This window comes from Mesorhizobium sp. INR15 (assembly GCF_015500075.1).
Classification (GTDB): domain Bacteria; phylum Pseudomonadota; class Alphaproteobacteria; order Rhizobiales; family Rhizobiaceae; genus Mesorhizobium.
This window is the reverse complement of the sequence record NZ_CP045497.1, coordinates 202,170-219,259: the sequence shown is the minus strand read 5'-3', so window position 1 is coordinate 219,259 and position 17,090 is coordinate 202,170. Positions and strand designations below refer to the sequence as shown.

Genomic DNA, 17,090 nt, shown 5'->3' with positions numbered 1-17,090 from the left:
TCCGGGTTTGAAAGGGTATCAACTTGCCCTCAGCCAGTGCCGTCGAGTATCGGGGCGACATCGATCCCTCTAGTTGACGGCACGCTCGGCGGTTCCATACGAGGCTTACCATGCCGATCGACCGCTTGAGGCAGGAATGGTCCTTTCGATTGAGGCCACTTTGCTGCATCGAGTCCGCAGCTTCATCAAGCTGGAGGATACGGTGGCCGTTACCGACGAAGGCCACGGCGGCTAAGCCCCAACGGCCGCCCGGTGAACGGGCGGCCCCCGAAGGCCACTTGCAAAGGGCCGTTTGTCGAGCCATCAGAAATTGTAGTTTCCGATGTTGTCTTTATTGAAGACCAGCGGCGACCCGAGCAGGATCTCATCGTTGGCGGTGAACTTGAGGTCGCCGAGGCGCCCGGCCTTGACGATGCCTTTGCTCGGATCCAGCGTTCCGTCCAGCTGCGCTTTCGTGATGTAGATGGCCGCATAGCCAATATCGACCGGGCTCCATAGCACCGCGTCCTTGATCGTGCCGTCCTTGATATAGGGGCGGATCGCATTGGGCACGCCAATTCCGGAGATCGTGATCTTCCCAGCCATGCCAAGCTGCTGCACCGCCTCGGCGACGCTGATCTCGGCGATGCCGTCCACTGTAAACACACCCTTGGTATCGGGATTGGCTCGCAGGTAATTGAGGGTGATGTTCTTGCCCTTCTCGATGTCCTGCTCGCCGAGCAGCGTCGTCTTGATGTGCATGTCGGGGTATTTCTTGGCAACGGTGTCATTGATGGCCTTCATCCACGCCAGCATATTCGAAGCCGTCAGCGATCCCGTCACCATCAAGAAGTCGCCGGACGTTCCGGCACCCTTCGCCATGATGTCAGCGATGGTCTCGCCGATCGCTGCATAGGATGCCTGGTTGAGGAACACCTGACGGGACTCGGGTTTCACGTCCGCATCCCATGTGTTGACCTTGATGCCCTTTTGCTGTGCGCGCATGAGAGACGGAGCGAGGGCCGTCGGATCGAGCGCGCAGATCGAGATTGCGTCGACACGGCTGCGCACCAGGCGGTCAACAATGTCCACCTGGCCAGCCACGTTGGCATCCACAGGCCCGTTATATTCCACGATCAGACCAAGCTCTTTGCCGGCTTCCTGAGCGCCCTGATTGGCCGAAACGAAGTAGGGATCGCTCGTAAACTTCGGTACGAAGGCGACCTTCTGGCCAGCTGCAAATGCAGGGGCGGCAAGCAGACCGGACGCGCCGGCCAATAGGCCTGCCCCCAAGCCAAGCAATGCCTGTCGACGTGTGGCGTAGACCGGTCTGGACTGGTGTTTTTTGTCGTGTGTCATGGCATTTCCTCCAAAGCATTGTTGTCCGGTCCACCTGCCGGAACAGGACCCGCCATCCGGCGGGATCTCATGACGACGCGCTGTCTCAGCGAGGCGCGCGGCGGAAAAACTCGTTCGCCAACACTCCGACAATCAGGAAGCTGCCGACGATTACGAGCCCCCAGTCGTTACGGACGCCCGCCGAGGCGAGGCCGTCCTGCAGATAGGCGAGCACAAGGACACCCAGCATCGTCCCGCCAATGGTGCCAGCACCGCCCGTGATCTTGGTGCCTCCCAGTACCACCATTGCGATGACCGGCAGTTCCAGCCCGATCGAGGCGTTAGCCCGGGCAGTCGAGACCCGGGCGGTTTGAACGATGGCTGCAACCGAGACGAGACCACCCATCAGTCCGTAGATGGCGAGCTTCACGCGCTCCACGGGAACGCCGGAGAAACGGGTCGCGAGCTCGTTCGCGCCAATGCCGTAGACACGGCGCCCGAAGCTCGTTCGATCAAGCAGCAACCAGCAACTCAAAGCGGCAATGATCAGGACTGGCAATTGGATCGGAACGTATCCACCCCCGAAATAGGACTGGCCAATGTTCGTGAACCAGGGCGGAAAATCCGAGACGGCCGCCGCGTTGGAAATGGCATAGGCTGCACCGCGGTAGATGGCCATTGTGGCGAGCGTTACAACGAACGGATGCAGACCGAGATAGGCGATGGCGGCACCGTTGATGAGGCCTCCACCTACCCCCGTCGCCACCCCGAGCAGCATGGAGACCGGAAGCGGCAGCCCGGCCTGATAGGATAGGCCGAGCACGACCGAGACAAGTGCCAGAAGGGAGGCCACGGATAGATCGATGCCCCCCGAGACAATCACGAAGGTCATGCCGAGTGCCAGAATTCCGGTCTCGATGAAGGTTCGGGACGTGTCGAGCAGGCTGCCTGGATCGAGGTATCCAGGGACCAGCACACCCAGCCCGGCGAGTTCGACAAACAGCAGAAGTAACAGGCCATGTGTCCGCGTGAAAGCGAAGCTGCGTCGTGGCGGCACCCCTGCGGGAGACGTCGGCCGCGAGGATGACTGGCTCATGAAAGCCTCCTGGATGCACGGAAACGCAGGGCGTCGACCGAGATCGCCAGAAGGATCAGCAGGCCGAGGACCAGTTGCTCGAACGTCCCGGGGACGTTGTTGAGTGTGAGGGCGTTTAAGATCACGCCGACAAGCAGCGCCCCAATCACGGGGGCAAAGGTAGAGCCTCGCCCGCCCGTGATGCTGGTGCCACCCAGAACGACAGCGGCAATGCATTGTAGCTCGAATCCGGTCGCTGCGGTCGCCTGGATTTCGCCGCTCTGGCCCGCGAAGATTGCACTCGCGAGGCCGCAGCCCAGACCGGTCGCGAGAAAGCACCTAAACTTCACGAAGCCCGCGCGCAGCCCGACCACGTCCGCCGCCCTGCCATTGCTGCCGACAGCGAGTATGTCGCGCCCCCATTCGGTGTTGCGATTGATGAAATCGAACAGAATGAATGCTAGAATCAGGATCAAGATGGGCACGCGCAGGCCTGCGATGCTGCCGAGCCCGAAAATGCGCGCCCCGCCCGGTACCAACAGAACGCCATTGGCGCCTATCAGCAGAACCACTCCGCGCAGTGCCAGAAGCATCCCGAGAGTGGCGATGATCGACGGAACGCGACCGACCGTGACGATCACGCCATTGAGCGCACCGATCGCAAGACCCACCACAAGTGCTGCGAGCAGTGGCAGGAGCGGACTTGAGGTAAGATGAGCGACGTTTGCATAGGAAAAAGCACACGCCGCCAGCAGAGATCCGATGGAGACGTCGATTTCGCCGGAAAGGATCACCTGATTGAGCGCAAGCGACACGATACCGACGACCGCAACCTGACTAACAATGCTGAGGAGGTTTGCGCTTGACCAAAACCCCGGAGTCGTGAGGCCCAAGAGAAGCGAAATGATCGCAAGGAATGCCAATGGGGCGGCCTCGGGCTTCTTGATCGCGCGATCGAACCAGGGCGCGCTCATTGCACGGATCCCGGATGGAGAGCGGGGTCTTCTGTTGCTTCGGCCACCACTCCCGCCGCAGCGGCGCCGATCGCGTCTGCCGAGAAGTCCGGCCCTTGAAAGTTCCCGTTCAGCCGGCCCTGATGCATCACGAGGATACGATCCGCCATGGACAGTAACTCGTTCATTTCCGACGACACAATCAGCACGGCTTTTCCAGCAGCCGCGAGATCGTCGATGATCCGGTAGATCTCGGCTTTGGCGCCGACATCGACCCCGCGGGTCGGTTCGTCGAGCAGGATGATCTCGGGTTCAACGGCCAGGGCCTTAGCAAGCAATACCTTCTGCTGATTGCCACCGGACAGTGACAGGACCGGAGCCTTCAGGCTGCTGCTTCGTATGGTGAAGAGTGAGCGGAAACGCTCCGCGATTTCCCGTTCCCGTCGAAGCGAGACGAACCCGGAACGAGAGATGCGATCAAGGCCGCTGAACGATATGTTCCAGTCGATCGGGTAGTCCAGAACGAGGCCCTGCGAGCGCCTCTCTTCGGGGACATAGATGATGCCGTGACCGATGGCAGCACTTGCATTGGAAATGATGATCGGCCGCCCCGCGATGAGGATGCTGCCCTCGGTTGCAGGCGCGATGCCGAAGATGGCTTGCGCCACTTCCGACCGTCCCGCGCCGATCAGCCCCGACATGCCGACGATTTCCCCCCGCCTCAGCGTGAACGAGATGTCTTTGAAAACGCCGGTGCGTCCCAGACCCTGCACTTCCAGCAGCGCCTCACCGGTCGGATGCGGCGTGCGGTGGAAGAGTTTGCTGAGAGGACGGCCGACCATCATCTGGATCAGTTGTGCCATATCGAGTTCACTGGTCCGGCCCGTGTGGATCCGCTCACCGTCCCGCATCACCGTGATCCGGTCGGTGATCTGAAACACCTCATCGAGCCGGTGAGAGATGTAGATTATGGCGACCCCGCGGCGGGTCAACTCGCCTACGATACCGAACAGGCGCTGCGCTTCGCGTTCTGTGAGGGCCGACGTGGGCTCGTCGAGGATGACGATCTTGGCCTCATGCATCAGAGCCCGCGCAATCTCCACCATCTGAGCGTTGGCACCCGACAGCGATCGCACAGTCGCGTCGATGTCGAACGTCGCATTAAGCCGCTGGAATGCCGCCGCCGCCTGTCGGCGCATTGCATCCCAGTCGAACGTGCCGAAGCGCGTGCGTGGACGGACCCGCCCGACGAAAAGGTTCTCCACAACGGATAGGTCGGGAAAGAGATCGAGCTCCTGTGGCACCATGGCGATGCCTGCAGCTTCAGCAGCCCGCGGAGATGTCAGGGAGACGACGCGGCCGGCGACTTCGACCTGCCCCTCGTCCGGGACATAGACACCGTGCAACATCTTCATGAGGGTGCTTTTGCCAGCGCCATTTTCACCCATAACGGCATGAACCTCGCCTGGTCGGATCGCCAAATCGACACTCCGGCAGGCCCAGATTCCACCGAACCGCTTGCCTACACCAACAAGGCGGCACACCGGCGCGAGGCTCTCTGCTGGCGGAGGCGCGGCTCCAAGGTTCTGATGGGCTTCCGGCGACATAGTGATTTCCTAGGCGGGATTATCGATCTGGGGCCACAGGGTCACTAGAGAGAATGTCGAGCATATTGTCAAACAATATTATTTGACAATATTGCGGCACAATCCTATTGCTGTCGGATGAGAGGAAATGCCGATGCATACCGATACACTTAAAACGCTGAGCGGCCCGAGCAGCCGGGGAATCCGGACAACGTGGCTGCACAGCGCGTCGACCCTGTCGGGCGAGATGATTGCTCGTGTCGGATGGGACTGCCTCGTCGCCGACATGCAGCATTCCATGACCGGCTTCGACGAAATGGTTCGGTTGCTCCAGGTGACGACCAACCTTGGCACCACTGTCCTGGTGCGTCCGCCTGCGCTGGATCCCGCACTCATTGGGCGCTTGCTCGACGCCGGGGCCAGCGGCATCATCTGCCCGATGGTGAGTTCGGTAGCTGAGGCCGAGCTGCTCGTATCGGCGTGCCGTTATCCTCCGCTTGGCAATCGGAGCATCGGTCCGATCCGGGCGCGTCTGGTGTTTGGCGACGATTACGTAGCGAAGGCCAATGATGGAGTGCTCGCCATTGCCATGATCGAGACGCTGGGCGGGCTGGAGCAGCTCGGCGCCATCGCCCAGGTGCCGGGGATCGACGGACTGTTTGCAGGGCCGAGCGACATTGCCTCGAGTCTCGGCTGCGCACCACGTATGGACACGGACGACCCAGTCGTGGTCGAGGCTCTGGGTCGCATCGCCAAAAGCGCAGTCGAATCTGGTATTATGGCCGGTGTTGCCTGCGAAGGCGCTCCCTATGCACAGCGGATGCACGAGGTAGGCTTCCGCCTGTTTGTCACCGGTTCTGACGTGCGGCTCATGACAGCGGCGTCCAAAGCCTTGCTAGCAGGATTTAATCCGTGAAACCAAATTCGGGTCTTTCCTTGTCAGGTTCTGGTCAGGAAATCTTCGACGCCCTCCGCAATGACATCGTGTTCGGACGGCTCAACCCGCGCGAGCGGCTCATCGAAACTGAACTGGTGCAACGGTTCCACTTGCACCGGGCTGCCGTGCGTGAGGCTTTGGTTGCGCTGGAACAGGCCGGGCTGGTAGATCGGCAGCGCAACAAAGGCGCTTCGGTTCTCGACCTGAAGCCCGAGCATGTCGAGCAACTTTACGCGGTGCGCCTGCTTCTGGAGACCACTGCGGTAGGATCCATTCCATTGCCCCTCAATACGGCTGCGATGGAGACGCTTGTCGCCATTCAAGAGGACCACCAGCAAGCCGTGACCGACAACGACCTGCAGCGCGTATTCGAGCATAACAACCGGTTTCACAGACATCTTTATATGCAATCGGGTAACGCTGTGTTGGTTGAGCTGATCGACCAATGCGCCACTCGTGCCTTGACCGTGCGATTCCACCCCTACATGGACCGCTCATTTCTAGAACGGGTCTGCGAGGACCATTGGGCTATGATCGACGCCTGCCGGACCAGCGACCGGACCAAGCTCATAGCATTGGTCCGGGAACATCTGCCGTTGGCCAAAAGCCGCTACCTCGACACCTACGGAGAATTCAAGGAAAAGGGCGGCGTTCTCGCCCCGCAATCCTGACCGCGCCTTGAACTCTCGAACAGATAGCACATGAGCAGGAAATCCCCCATGAGCAAGCTCTATGACGCCGCCAAGAATATCGAATTCGTCGGTCGAACCAACCAGGCGGGCCGCGCCGACGGGATTCAATGCATGATCCACAAGGGTCACGCTTTTGTCAGCCACGTATTCAGCGGTGGCGTCAGCGTCATCGACGTGCGCGACCCCCGCAATCCAGTACCTGTCAACTTCCTGCCAACGCACAAACGGTCATGGTCGGTCCACATCCAGTCGGCGAATGACATCCTGCTCGTCGTCGAGGAGTTTAATTTCTATTCAGTCTACGTAAAGGAAACCGAATATTACGGACATTCTATCGAAGGCGTCCATTCGAGCAAGTTCGGCACGCGTGGCGACGACTACACGGCCGGAATGCGCGTATACGACATTTCCGATCCGGCCCATCCCCGTGCAATCGGCTTCATGGAAGTTGAGGGCCTTGGCCTGCATCGCATCTGGTGGGTGGGCGATCGCTACGCCTATGCATCCGCCCTACTCGACGGCTACACCGACCATGTGTTCATCGTTATCGACATGCAGAATCCGACTAAGCCGCGCGAAGTCGGACGCTGGGCACTGCCAGGCATGTGGGCTGCCGGCGGCGAAACACTGGACATGCCGGGAAGAGTCGCGCTGCACCACGCCGTGATCGCGGGCGATATCGCCTATGCTTCGTGGCGGGACGGCGGCCTTACCCTGCTCGATATCAAGGACAAGTCGGCACCAAAGCTGATTTCACATACGAATTGGTCACCTCCATTCGGTGGCGGCACCCACAGCGCACTGCCACTCATCGACCGAGGTCTTTGTATCGTCGCTGATGAGGCCGTGCTCGACATCGATCAGGAGCCAATGAAGTATACCTGGGTGGTTGACATAAGAGCGCCGGAGAACCCGGTTACCATCGCGACCTTACCGACACCGTCGGATCAGGACTATGTGGCAAAGGGAGGACATTTCGGGCCACATAATCTGCACGAAAACCGCCCGGGGATGTTCCAAAGCTCTGACATCGTTTTCGCGACTTACCAGAACGCCGGAGTCCGCGTGTTCGACATTCGCAACCAGTTTCAGCCGAAAGAAGTCGGCTACTTCGTCCCCAGCGAGCCGGAGCAGTGGCTCGACACACGGCCCGATCGTCATCGCGTCATCCATACCTGCGACGTAAACGTCCAGACGGATGGCCTAATGTATATTACGGACTACAACGCGGGGCTCTACATTCTGCAATGGACCGGAGCCTGAGACGGGATGCTGCTGGGTGGTGCTGCCGACGATTTCACGGGTGCGAACGACCTTTTCGCGGACGGGATGCCATAAATGTTGCTACTAGATTTCCCGCAAGACGGCACGGCGACAGATTGCGCCGGAGGTGTCGTGCGGTCGAGATCACATCCCTCCCCGCGAAGGAAAGGGTTTGGCAGTTTCCTGACGCGCACCTCCGGCTTCAGGCGCAGGGCTACGACCAAAAACATCTTCAAATATTTCTCGACTTTCAATTCGAGACCAGCGCGAACAGGTTCGAAGGGGGTGTTGAGCGAGCCGTTTGGCAGCAACGCTCAACTTGGAGCGATGATTGCCGTGGACCCGCTAGATTCCTACTCTTTTTCATCGATCCGCTGTCAACCCTGCCACACGACGTAGATGTGAGATCGTTCTAGGACTGGACATTCTGTACAATACTCCTCTCGCAGTGAACATCGCAATTGCCGACGCGATCCTGAGGAAATTAGCAAAGGGACTAAATGCGAGATGACTGTGCTGGGAGCAATCGCCGACGATTTTACAGGTGCGACCGATCTGGCGGGGCTTTTGGCGCGGTCAGGTGTGCGTGTAAGGCTGCATACCGGCGTGCCACAGGGACCTCCGGACGACGATGGCGCCGCCTTCGAGGTGATAGCCCTGAAGATCCGCACGGCATCGTTGGATGAAGCGCTGGCAGAGGCGCTCGCGGCGCTGAAGTGGTTGCGTCACGCCGGGGCGATGCGGTTTTTTTGGAAATATTGTTCCACTTTCGACAGCACGCCAGCGGGAAACATTGGCCCCGTAGCCGAGATGTTGATGCGTGAACTGGGCGTGACGCAAACGATCTATTGCGCCTCCTTCCCAGAAAACGGCCGGCGTGTTTTCATGGGCAACCTATTCGTCCACGAGGCGCCCCTAAATGAAAGCCCGATGAAGGATCACCCACTGACCCCTATGCGCGACAGCAACCTGCTGCGGCTTTTGGCGCCGCAGGTGACGGGGCGCGTAGGGCTGGCCGACCGCACGATTGTGGCGCTCGGGCCGGTGGCCTTGCGGAAACGGCTGGACATGCTGGCGGCAGAAGGGATCGCTCATGTGGTGGTTGACGCGATCGACAATAGCGATCTGGACTCGGTTGCAACCGCCTGCCGCAGCATGGTGTTGATGACCGGCGGGTCGGCCGTAGCGATGCCATTGCCCAGGTTGTACTTGCAAGATGGAACCTTGTCCCGCATCGCCGATAAGCCCGTCATTCCGGCGCTTGGGCCGGGTGCCGTGGTACTTTCGGGCAGCGCTTCTGACATGTCCAACCGGCAGGTCGCGGATTATCTGAGTCGAGGCGCACCTTCGTTTCGCCTGGACCCGGTGATCCTTGCGAAAGCTGGCACAAGCGCCGTGCTCGACTGGCTCGCCGCGCAAGATCTTCTCCGCGCCCCTTTGATCTATGCTACCGCCAACCCCGAGACGGTGCGTGCTTCCCAAAACCAGCTTGGCGTCGCCTGCGCGGGCGAGATCGTCGAGGCCGCCCTTGCCGCGTGCGCCATCCGTGCCCGCGATCTGGGTGCCGCGCGCATTGTCGTTGCGGGGGGTGAGACCTCTGGCGCTGTCACCCGGGCCCTGGGCGTGCGGCAGATGGAAATTGGGCCCGAAGTAGCCCCCGGCGTCCCATGGTGCTTTTGCACATCCGGGAGCACCAAGATTGCGCTCATCCTGAAATCCGGTAATTTCGGAGCTGAGACGTTCTTTTCCGATGCGTTATCCTTGCTGGACGCCCCATGAGCGAAGATAGCAATCTGCGTGAAAAAATTTGCGTGCTTGCGAAATCCCTTTTTGATCGGGGTCTCACCGGGGGTTCCACCGGCAATATCTCGGCCCGCACCTCGGACGGCGGCCTTCTTGTCAGCCCGACGGGCACTAGCTTTGGCCGCCTGGATCCAGGGCGGCTGAGCCACTTGGATGCCAGCTACTTCCTGATCGCTGGTGATGCTCCCACCAAGGAGATGCCGCTGCATCAAGCGTTCTATGATACACGCAGCAGAACCGGGGCCGTGGTTCACCTGCACTCCTGCCACTCCGTTGCATTGTCGATGCTGCCAGACACCGATCCCGACAACTTCCTTCCACCACTGACGCCCTACGCGATCATGCGATTGGGCAAGGTGCAACTCCTGCCATATTTTATGCCGGGCGATCCCGCTATGGGCGAGGCTGTTCGAGGCTTGGCCGGCCGGCGTACTGCTGTCATGCTGGCCAATCATGGGCCGGTTGTGGCAGGCACTGACGTCGAGGCCGCATGTAACGCAATCGAGGAACTGGAGGACACCGCCCGCCTTGCGATCCTGACCCGTGGGTTGTTGCCGCGCATGCTGACCCAAGACCAGATCGAAACAATAGTGAACCATTCCCCACCTGATGGGACGAGCTCGACCAGATAACCTAGAGCATTTCGCATTTAGGTTGACTTGTAGCCTGCGCTTTCGATGTAGTTGTTGCATTCGTTTGGGGTGACGTCGTCAAGGGTGCTGGCGATAGCGTTGTGTACGGCCTCGATGCTTCGTTTGGCTGCACGTCGCATGCAGTGCTTTAGCTTGGCGAACAGCTTCTCGATTGGATTGAGGTCTGGGCTGTAGGGCGGCAGGAAGAAGAGCCTTGCGCCGGCGGCCCTGACGATATCGCGGACTGCTTGGCCCTTGTGAGAACCGAGATTGTCGAGAATGACGATGTCACCCGGCTTCAGTGTTTTGATGAGTTCGGTTTCGACATAGACGCGGAAGGTCTGCGCATTGATGGGTCCGTCAATGACCCAAGGCGCCTCCACCCGATCATGCCGCAGCGCGGCAATGAAGGTCATCGTCTTCCAATGGCCATATAACGCGTGAGCCATCAGCCGCTTGCCGCGCGCACCCCAGCCGCGCAACGGCGCCATGTTGGTCTTGACCCATGTTTCATCCAGAAAGACCAGGCGCGTAAGATCAATGCGGGCCTGGTAGCGCATCCATTGCGCACGCCGGCGCGTCAGCTTTGGCTTGAGCTGCTCGGCCGGCAGAATGGTTTTTCAGTGCCGCGGCTACCTAGTGGATTGATTCCAACGTTTGGTGCCCGCGCCTGACGGCAGCGATGATCTCGTCGGGATCGGCTCTCCAGACGAAGGGTCGGGGCTGCTGATTGTGCTCCTTGATAAAGCGGTTGATGGCAGCCTGGAGATCGACGACGGAGTAGAAGACACCGTACTTCAGGCGACGGCGAGTGAGCTTGGCGAAGAAGCCCTCGACGGCATTGAGCCAGGAGCAGGACGTCGGCACAAAATGGAAGGTCCAGCGCGGATGCCTGGCCAGCCAAGCGCGCACTTTGGGTTGCTTGTGAGTGGCATAGTTGTCGAGGATCACGTGGATGGCCTTGTCGGGCGGAAGTTCGGCCTCGACGGCGTTGAGGAAGCGGATGAACTCCTGATGGCGGTGGCGCTGCATATTGCGGCCGATCACCGAACCATCGAGGACATTGAGCGCGGCAAACAGCGTGGTCGTGCCGTTGCGTTTGTAGTCGTGGGTCATGGTAGCCCCGCGGCCCCGCTTCAGCGGCAACCCCGGCTGGCTGCGATCGAGCGCCTGGATCTGACTCTTTTCGTCGACCGACAGCACGATAGCGTGGGCGGGCGGCGATACGTAGAGCCCGACCACGTCGTGCAGCTTCTCGGCAAACGCCTTGTCGTTGGACAGCTTGAAGCTGCGCCAGCGGTGAGGAGCGAGGCCGTGGTCGTGCCAGATCTTCACGACCGAGGACGCCGCGATACCGACCGCCTTCGCCATCGCGCGAACCGTCCAGTGCGTCGCCTCGTGGTCAGGCGGCTCGAGCGTCAGCGCCACCACCTTGTCGACCAGCCCAGACTGCAGCGGCGCGATGCCCGGAGGTCGGGTCTTGTCGCGCAGCAGCCCGTCGACGCCCTCGTCCATGAAGCGCTCCTGCCAGCGCCACACGCAGGTCTTCGACTTGGCTGTCGCCGCCATAATCCCGGCGGTCCCCAGACCCTCATCGGTCAGCAGAATGATCTGCGCTCGCCAGACATGCTTCTGGGGCGAACTGCGCGCAGCGACGATCGCTTCAAGCCGAGCCCTGTCCGAAGCCGTAATGTCGATGCTGATACCAGTACGCATCCCGCAATGTCGCATGCCGCAGCGGCGCGGGGAATCCCAAACAGGACTCTTCCGTCCCGATCAATCCACTAGCCTGAAAAATTCAGTGCGCCCCGATGGCGCGTATCACCAGTGGAGGAAGGTTCCACCCAGATAGTAGTCGATTGGTCTGGTAGCTGACGAGCGGTTCGGTCGGGTAACTGGCCGGGTCGAAGCCTCGTGACAAAGGCCGCCTTGGGCGGTTGAGCAATCCGATGGGCCGTAACGTGAGTGAAGCCTGAGCAGGCCTCGAAAGTGATGATGTGGATGCCGACCCGCCTGAATTTCGGGGAAGGCCGCGTGAACGGGGAAGCAATCGACATGTGCACCCGTTCGATCCGCCGGGGTAATGGGCACGGCACGTCGGAAGGGTGATGCGGGTAACGGGGGAGACCCGCTCGGCATGGGGGTAGCGGCCTCAACGCAGCCGTCAGGGCGGCGGTGCCGGTGGGAGTCGGACAGGGTCATAATACCGCTGAAGCCGGGTAATGCTGGTGGAGGGAAGGGCCCTGACTTCTGGTGTGCTTTCGAAGTTGGTGAGGAGGGGGTGATTGGCGATGAGCCTCGAAACACCCGAAAAGATCAGGAACCTGCAGAGGAAGCTGTATCGTAAGGCGAAGGCGGAGCCCGTTTTCCGCTTCTACGTGCTCTACGACAAGATCTGCCGTGAGGACATGCTGCGCCATGCCTATGCGCTGGCCCGCGCCAATGCGGGTTCGCCGGGCGTGGACGGCGTGACATTCGCGAAGATCGAGGCGGAAGGCGCGGAGAGGTGGCTGGCGGGCCTGCGCGAGGAACTTGTCTCGAAGACCTACCGGCCGCAGCCGGTGCGACGGGTGATGATCCCGAAGCCGGGGGGCGGCGAACGTCCGCTCGGCATCCCGACCATTCGGGACCGGGTTGTTCAGACCGCCGCCAAGCTGGTGCTGGAACCGATATTCGAGGCGGACTTCGAGGATGGTGCCTATGGCTATCGGCCCAGACGCAGTGGGACCGACGCAATCAAGGAAGTGCACCGGCTTGTCTGCCGGGGCTACACGGACGTGGTAGACGCCGATTTGTCGAAATACTTCGACACGATTCCGCATTCGAACCTCCTCAAATCGGTGGCCCGGCGCATTGTCGACCGGCACGTGCTGCGGCTGATCAAGCTGTGGCTGAAAGCGCCGATCGAAGAGCGGGACGGTGACGGGAAACGGCACGTGAGCGGTGGTAAGAGCAGCACGCGCGGCACGCCGCAAGGTGGGGTCGCAAGCCCGCTGCTCTCGGTCATCTACATGAACCGGTTCCTGAAACATTGGCGGCTCACCGGACGCGGCGAGGCGTTCCGTGCGCATGTCATCTCCTATGCCGATGACTTCGTCATCCTCAGCCGCGGGCACGCGGACGAGGCGCTGGCGTGGACACGTTCGGTGATGATGAAACTCGGGCTGACGCTGAACGAGGCGAAGACCTCGCTGAAGGATGCCCGCACGGAGCCTTTCGACTTCCTTGGCTATACGTTCGGACCTCACCGCTACCGGAAAGACGGCCATTGGTACTTGGGTGCGAGCCCATCCAAGAAGAGCGTGCAACGGATCAAAACGAAGATTGGCGATCACTTGGTAAACGGCAACAAAGAGCCGTGGCCCGTGGTCTGCACCCGGCTGGTCAGGCTACTTTGGCTATGGAACACGCTTGCCGGCCTATCGAGCGGTCGACAACCACGTCTATGACCGTGTTCGCGCCTTCCTGCGCAAACGGCACAAGGTGCAGGGACGCGGCACACAGCGTTTCTCCGACGACATTGTCTTCGGAAAACTTGGTGTCCTGCGTCTTCGACGCGTGCACATTGGACCGCCGCCGCGTGCCTCACGATGAAACCAGTCGGAAAGCCGGATGCGGGAAATCCGCACGTCCGGTTTGATGAGCGGGGAAGGGAAACGGAGCGATGCCAACACGGCCCAAGCCACCGCGCCCTTCCTCGACTCTACTGGCAGGTTGGCGGATGTGGAGCAAACCGTTGAAATGACGTAGGATTTGGTTGCTTAGGCCGATCCGCGCCATGTTCCGGAGACCACACCCGCCATGAATGATCCTACGCTGCCGCTGACGGGTTTGTCATCTGTTCGCAGCAAGTCTGTCGTCGCCCGTTTCGACGGGGGGATGCTATCCTCGAACAGTGGTGTTCTGGCTCTGGCCGAGGTGGAAAAGCGGCTGCGTGTCGCCGAGCGTCTGGCGCGTTGCATCGACGATCCGCGCTGCCCGGACCGGGTCATCCACAGCTTTGCAGATATGATCGGCTTCCGCGTCAAGATGATTGCCGCCGGCTACGAGGATGGCAATGACGCCAACCGGCTGCGCTGCGATCCGATCTTCAAGATGGCCCAGGATGCGCTGCCTTCGGGTCGGGATCTGGCCTCGCAATCGACGATGTGCCGGCTGGAGAACCTGCCCGGCGTGCGCGAACTGGTCGTTATGGGCCGTGCGATGGTCGACCTTTATTGCGCTTCCTTCCGCCAGGTTCCGAAGCGGATCGTGCTCGACATTGACGACACTTTTGACGCGGTGCATGGCGGCCAGCAGCTCCGCCTGTTCAATGCCCATCACGACGAATACGGCTTCCAGCCGATTGTTGTGTTCGATGGCGACGGCCGGTTCGTCGGTGCGGTCCTGCGACCGGCGAAGCGGCCGAGCGGGGCTGAGAGCCTGACTCAAAAAGAATGGCTTGATATCAAGCTCTTGCGATCCTGCGGGTGAGCAGGCGGATGTTGGCGACGAAGACCCATGCCTCGGCGGAAGCGATGGTGCGCTCGAAGTCCTTGGCGAGCCTTCTGCAGCGGCCGAGCCATGCGAAGGTGCGCTCCACCACCCAGCGACGTGGCAGGACCTGAAAGCCGTTGGCCTTGTCGGTTCTCTTGACGATTTCCAGCGTGAACTTGCCGATCTTTTGCAGTGCGCCTTTCAGCTTCGGTCCTGCATAGCCGCCATCGGCGAAGACATGGCGCAGCCACGGCCAGCGTTTGAGGATCGATTTCAGAACGGCCGGCGCGCCGTCGCGATCCTGGATGTCGGCGGCATGAATGACGAGACCGACCAGCAGGCCGAGCGTGTCGACGACGATATGGCGCTTGCGGCCCATGATCTTTTTGCCGGCGTCGAAGCCCCGTATCCCGCCGCTTTCGGTGGTCTTGACCGACTGGCTTCTCTATTCGGCGGTTTGAAGTCAAGCGCCTCTCTTTTTCGCTTTGCCGGCATTGGACGTCTTTCGCGGGGCCTTGCTTCTCTCCGGGATCGGCGCTCTGGCCCTGCCCTCTATGGGGATTCAGAAGAATGGGTGGAACAATCTGTCGAGCGCCTTGATTGCCGATGATGGGCAATCGAGCCAAGCCAGTCGACGAACTCACCTCATCCTCGTCCCGCGAAGGACAGCTTTCCACCGGCGGGTGGAACTGGTGTCGTCCCCCGTCGGGGGGCGATGTTTATCAATTGTTCAGCCGGCGACCGGCGTCATTTCCGTCCTGGTCCAGCGGAACTGTGTGCCGTCGCTCCAGATGCGATGCATGATCACCGCCAGCCGGTGGGCGAGCGCAACGATGGCTTTCCCCTGGCCGCGCCGCTTGGCGACGCCCATCGCCCAGGCCTTCAGCCAGGACCATTTCGTCACCCGCGTGAGCAGGGTCTGCGCGGCCTCGTAGAGCAACGTTCGCATCATGCCGTCGCCACATAACGAGATCCCGCCCACCCGGCGGCTTTCGCCCGATTCATGGAGCGCCGGCGTCAAGCCCAAAATCGGACCGACGCCTTGGAGTTGCGGAAGCGGGCGGGGATATCGATCGTCGCGGTGTAGGCCAGCGACACGACGGGGCCGACACCGGGGATCGACATCAGCCGGCGGCAAACCTCATCATCCCGTACGATCGCCAGAAGCTTGCGGTGCAGGGCGGCATAATTCTGGCGCAGCTTGCGGCTCGCGTCGAGCAACTGTTCGACGATCTCGGCCAGATCGGGCATGCCTTCGGTGAGCTCGCGGATCCGCTCCTCAAACTTGACCGCACCGACCTTGCCAACTTTGAGCCCGAAGTTGCGCAACAGCCCGCGGATGTCGTTCTCGATGGCAATCGCCTTGTCCTTTAAGAGCTTGCGCGCCGTCAGTAGCGCCCGGCGCTTCTGACTCGTCAGGGTCTTTACATGCACCGGGCGGAACAGATTGACCCGCATCATCTGCGCGATCCCGCGCGCATCATTGCGGTCGGTCTTGTTCGGCTGCGCCTTCAGGAATGCGTTGACGTGACGCGTCTCAATGCAAACCACTGGCAAGCCGGCCTTGGCAAGACCTTCGAACAGCCATTGCGACAAAGGTCCGGCTTCAAGCTCGACGCGTTCCAACCGCCAGGCGGGATCCTTGAGCACCCGCGCAAGATCCTCGGGATGGGTCGGCACCTTCACCTCGCGGCACACCGTGCCTGTTTCGTCGACGATGCAAATTGCGGAATCTTTCACCGAGACGTCCAATCCTACATAATGTTTCATGCTGCGCTTGTCCTTCCTGATGGCTTGTGGCGTTTCCAGGGAACCGACCACGTTTTATCATCAGCTCGAAGCGCAGCACCTTGATGGCATCCCCGCCAAAAGATGAGGCTCAAGCCGAATACCCCATCTGTCGATGACGCCGGCCGTCGGGCTGGCCTCCCGGCCTTCCCGCTCGCGCGCCGCCATCGCGAGTTCATTGCTGATGGTCCGCAACAGGCCGTCCTCGCGCCAGCGATAGAAATATTTCTGCACCGTCGAGAAGGGCGGAAAGTCCTTCGGCAGGAGCCGCCACGCGCCGCCCGAGGAGGCGATATACAAAAGCGCGTTCACGACCTCTCGCAGGTTCGTCTTGCGAGGTCGGCCGACGCGGCTCGGCGCCGGCATCATCGGCTCAATCAGCGCCCATGTCAGAGCAGTTTCTATTGCAGGTATTGCCATCGTCGTGGGTCTCTTCGCCGCCGGCCTGGCCGATGCGAGAGGCGGTCATAGCACGCACGCCGCTTCGCCGTGTGCATCCGACTTCAAGCGGCTCTGCGCGTAGACACCTGTTAACCAAGCGGTGTCTTGCCTCAGGAAGCACATAAGC

12 protein-coding genes and 6 pseudogenes are annotated in these 17,090 nt (G+C 60.9%); 9 read left to right on the top strand and 9 right to left on the bottom strand.

The window, feature by feature from the left end; genetic code table 11:
* Positions 1–91 precede the first annotated feature (91 nt).
* A pseudogene (locus GA829_RS37690) lies at positions 92–235 on the top strand (M24 family metallopeptidase); the annotation flags it as partial.
* 68 nt (positions 236–303) lie between these two features.
* On the opposite strand, the gene GA829_RS33380 reads toward GA829_RS37690, so the two are convergent.
* The 4 genes from GA829_RS33380 to GA829_RS33365 all read right to left on the bottom strand — a co-directional run bounded on the left by GA829_RS33380 (position 304) and on the right by GA829_RS33365 (position 4,952).
* On the bottom strand, positions 304–1,338 hold the full coding sequence (locus GA829_RS33380) for a substrate-binding domain-containing protein (RefSeq protein WP_195180076.1): 1,035 nt from the start codon (positions 1,336–1,338) through the stop codon (positions 304–306).
* A gap of 85 nt (positions 1,339–1,423) precedes the next feature.
* The gene (locus GA829_RS33375; RefSeq protein ID WP_195180075.1) at positions 1,424–2,413 is read right to left on the bottom strand and encodes an ABC transporter permease; all 990 of its coding nucleotides are present in this window, start codon (positions 2,411–2,413) and stop codon (positions 1,424–1,426) included.
* Positions 2,410–3,366: an ABC transporter permease gene (locus GA829_RS33370; protein WP_195180074.1), complete on the bottom strand. Its 957-nt coding sequence runs from the start codon at positions 3,364–3,366 to the stop codon at positions 2,410–2,412. Before GA829_RS33370 ends, GA829_RS33375 begins: the two co-directional genes overlap by 4 nt.
* Positions 3,363–4,952: a sugar ABC transporter ATP-binding protein gene (locus GA829_RS33365; RefSeq protein ID WP_195180073.1), complete on the bottom strand. Its 1,590-nt coding sequence runs from the start codon at positions 4,950–4,952 to the stop codon at positions 3,363–3,365. The genes GA829_RS33370 and GA829_RS33365 overlap by 4 nt, the downstream gene beginning before the upstream one ends.
* Positions 4,953–5,085: 133 nt before the next feature.
* On the opposite strand from GA829_RS33365, the gene GA829_RS33360 reads away from it, so the two are divergent.
* From GA829_RS33360 to otnC, 5 genes are all read left to right on the top strand, one after another.
* Positions 5,086–5,847, top strand: a complete 762-nt coding sequence (locus tag GA829_RS33360) for an HpcH/HpaI aldolase family protein (protein WP_195180072.1) — start codon at positions 5,086–5,088, stop codon at positions 5,845–5,847.
* Entirely contained in the window at positions 5,844–6,539 is a 696-nt protein-coding gene (locus tag GA829_RS33355) for a GntR family transcriptional regulator (protein ID WP_195180071.1), read from the top strand. Before GA829_RS33360 ends, GA829_RS33355 begins: the two co-directional genes overlap by 4 nt.
* Positions 6,540–6,587: 48 nt before the next feature.
* Complete coding sequence (locus tag GA829_RS33350) at positions 6,588–7,823, top strand: LVIVD repeat-containing protein (protein WP_195180070.1); 1,236 nt, start codon at positions 6,588–6,590, stop codon at positions 7,821–7,823.
* Positions 7,824–8,330: 507 nt separating this feature from the next.
* Positions 8,331–9,602 carry a 3-oxo-tetronate kinase gene (gene otnK / locus GA829_RS33345; protein ID WP_195180069.1) on the top strand — a complete coding sequence of 424 codons (1,272 nt, stop codon included), beginning with the start codon at positions 8,331–8,333 and terminating at the stop codon, positions 9,600–9,602.
* Complete coding sequence (otnC, locus tag GA829_RS33340; RefSeq protein WP_195180068.1) at positions 9,599–10,258, top strand: 3-oxo-tetronate 4-phosphate decarboxylase; 660 nt, start codon at positions 9,599–9,601, stop codon at positions 10,256–10,258. The genes otnK and otnC overlap by 4 nt, the downstream gene beginning before the upstream one ends.
* A 17-nt stretch (positions 10,259–10,275) precedes the next feature.
* Here otnC and GA829_RS33335 read toward each other — a convergent pair.
* Together GA829_RS33335 and GA829_RS33330 are read right to left on the bottom strand one after the other, a co-directional pair.
* A pseudogene (locus tag GA829_RS33335) lies at positions 10,276–10,878 on the bottom strand (IS630 family transposase); the annotation flags it as partial.
* Positions 10,879–10,894: 16 nt separating this feature from the next.
* Positions 10,895–11,974, bottom strand: coding sequence for an IS630 family transposase (locus GA829_RS33330; RefSeq protein ID WP_195180066.1), 1,080 nt, complete (start codon positions 11,972–11,974; stop codon positions 10,895–10,897).
* Between the two features lie 575 nt (positions 11,975–12,549).
* Between GA829_RS33330 and ltrA the strand changes: the two genes are divergently transcribed.
* The 3 genes and pseudogenes from ltrA to GA829_RS33320 all read left to right on the top strand — a co-directional run.
* Positions 12,550–13,707, top strand: a complete 1,158-nt coding sequence (gene ltrA / locus GA829_RS33325) for a group II intron reverse transcriptase/maturase (RefSeq protein ID WP_258052429.1) — start codon at positions 12,550–12,552, stop codon at positions 13,705–13,707.
* Positions 13,670–13,852: a hypothetical protein gene (locus GA829_RS37025; RefSeq protein ID WP_258052411.1), complete on the top strand. Its 183-nt coding sequence runs from the start codon at positions 13,670–13,672 to the stop codon at positions 13,850–13,852. Before ltrA ends, GA829_RS37025 begins: the two co-directional genes overlap by 38 nt.
* Positions 13,853–14,059: 207 nt before the next feature.
* A pseudogene (locus tag GA829_RS33320) lies at positions 14,060–14,680 on the top strand (transposase); the annotation flags it as partial.
* 25 nt (positions 14,681–14,705) lie between these two features.
* On the opposite strand, the pseudogene GA829_RS33315 reads toward GA829_RS33320, so the two are convergent.
* The 3 pseudogenes from GA829_RS33315 to GA829_RS33305 all read right to left on the bottom strand — a co-directional run.
* A pseudogene (locus GA829_RS33315) lies at positions 14,706–15,176 on the bottom strand (IS5 family transposase); the annotation flags it as partial.
* Between the two features lie 288 nt (positions 15,177–15,464).
* Positions 15,465–16,504 (bottom strand): annotated as a pseudogene (locus GA829_RS33310) (IS110 family RNA-guided transposase).
* 114 nt (positions 16,505–16,618) lie between these two features.
* Positions 16,619–16,909: pseudogene (locus GA829_RS33305) on the bottom strand (transposase); the annotation flags it as partial.
* Between the last annotated feature and the right edge of the window lie 181 nt (positions 16,910–17,090).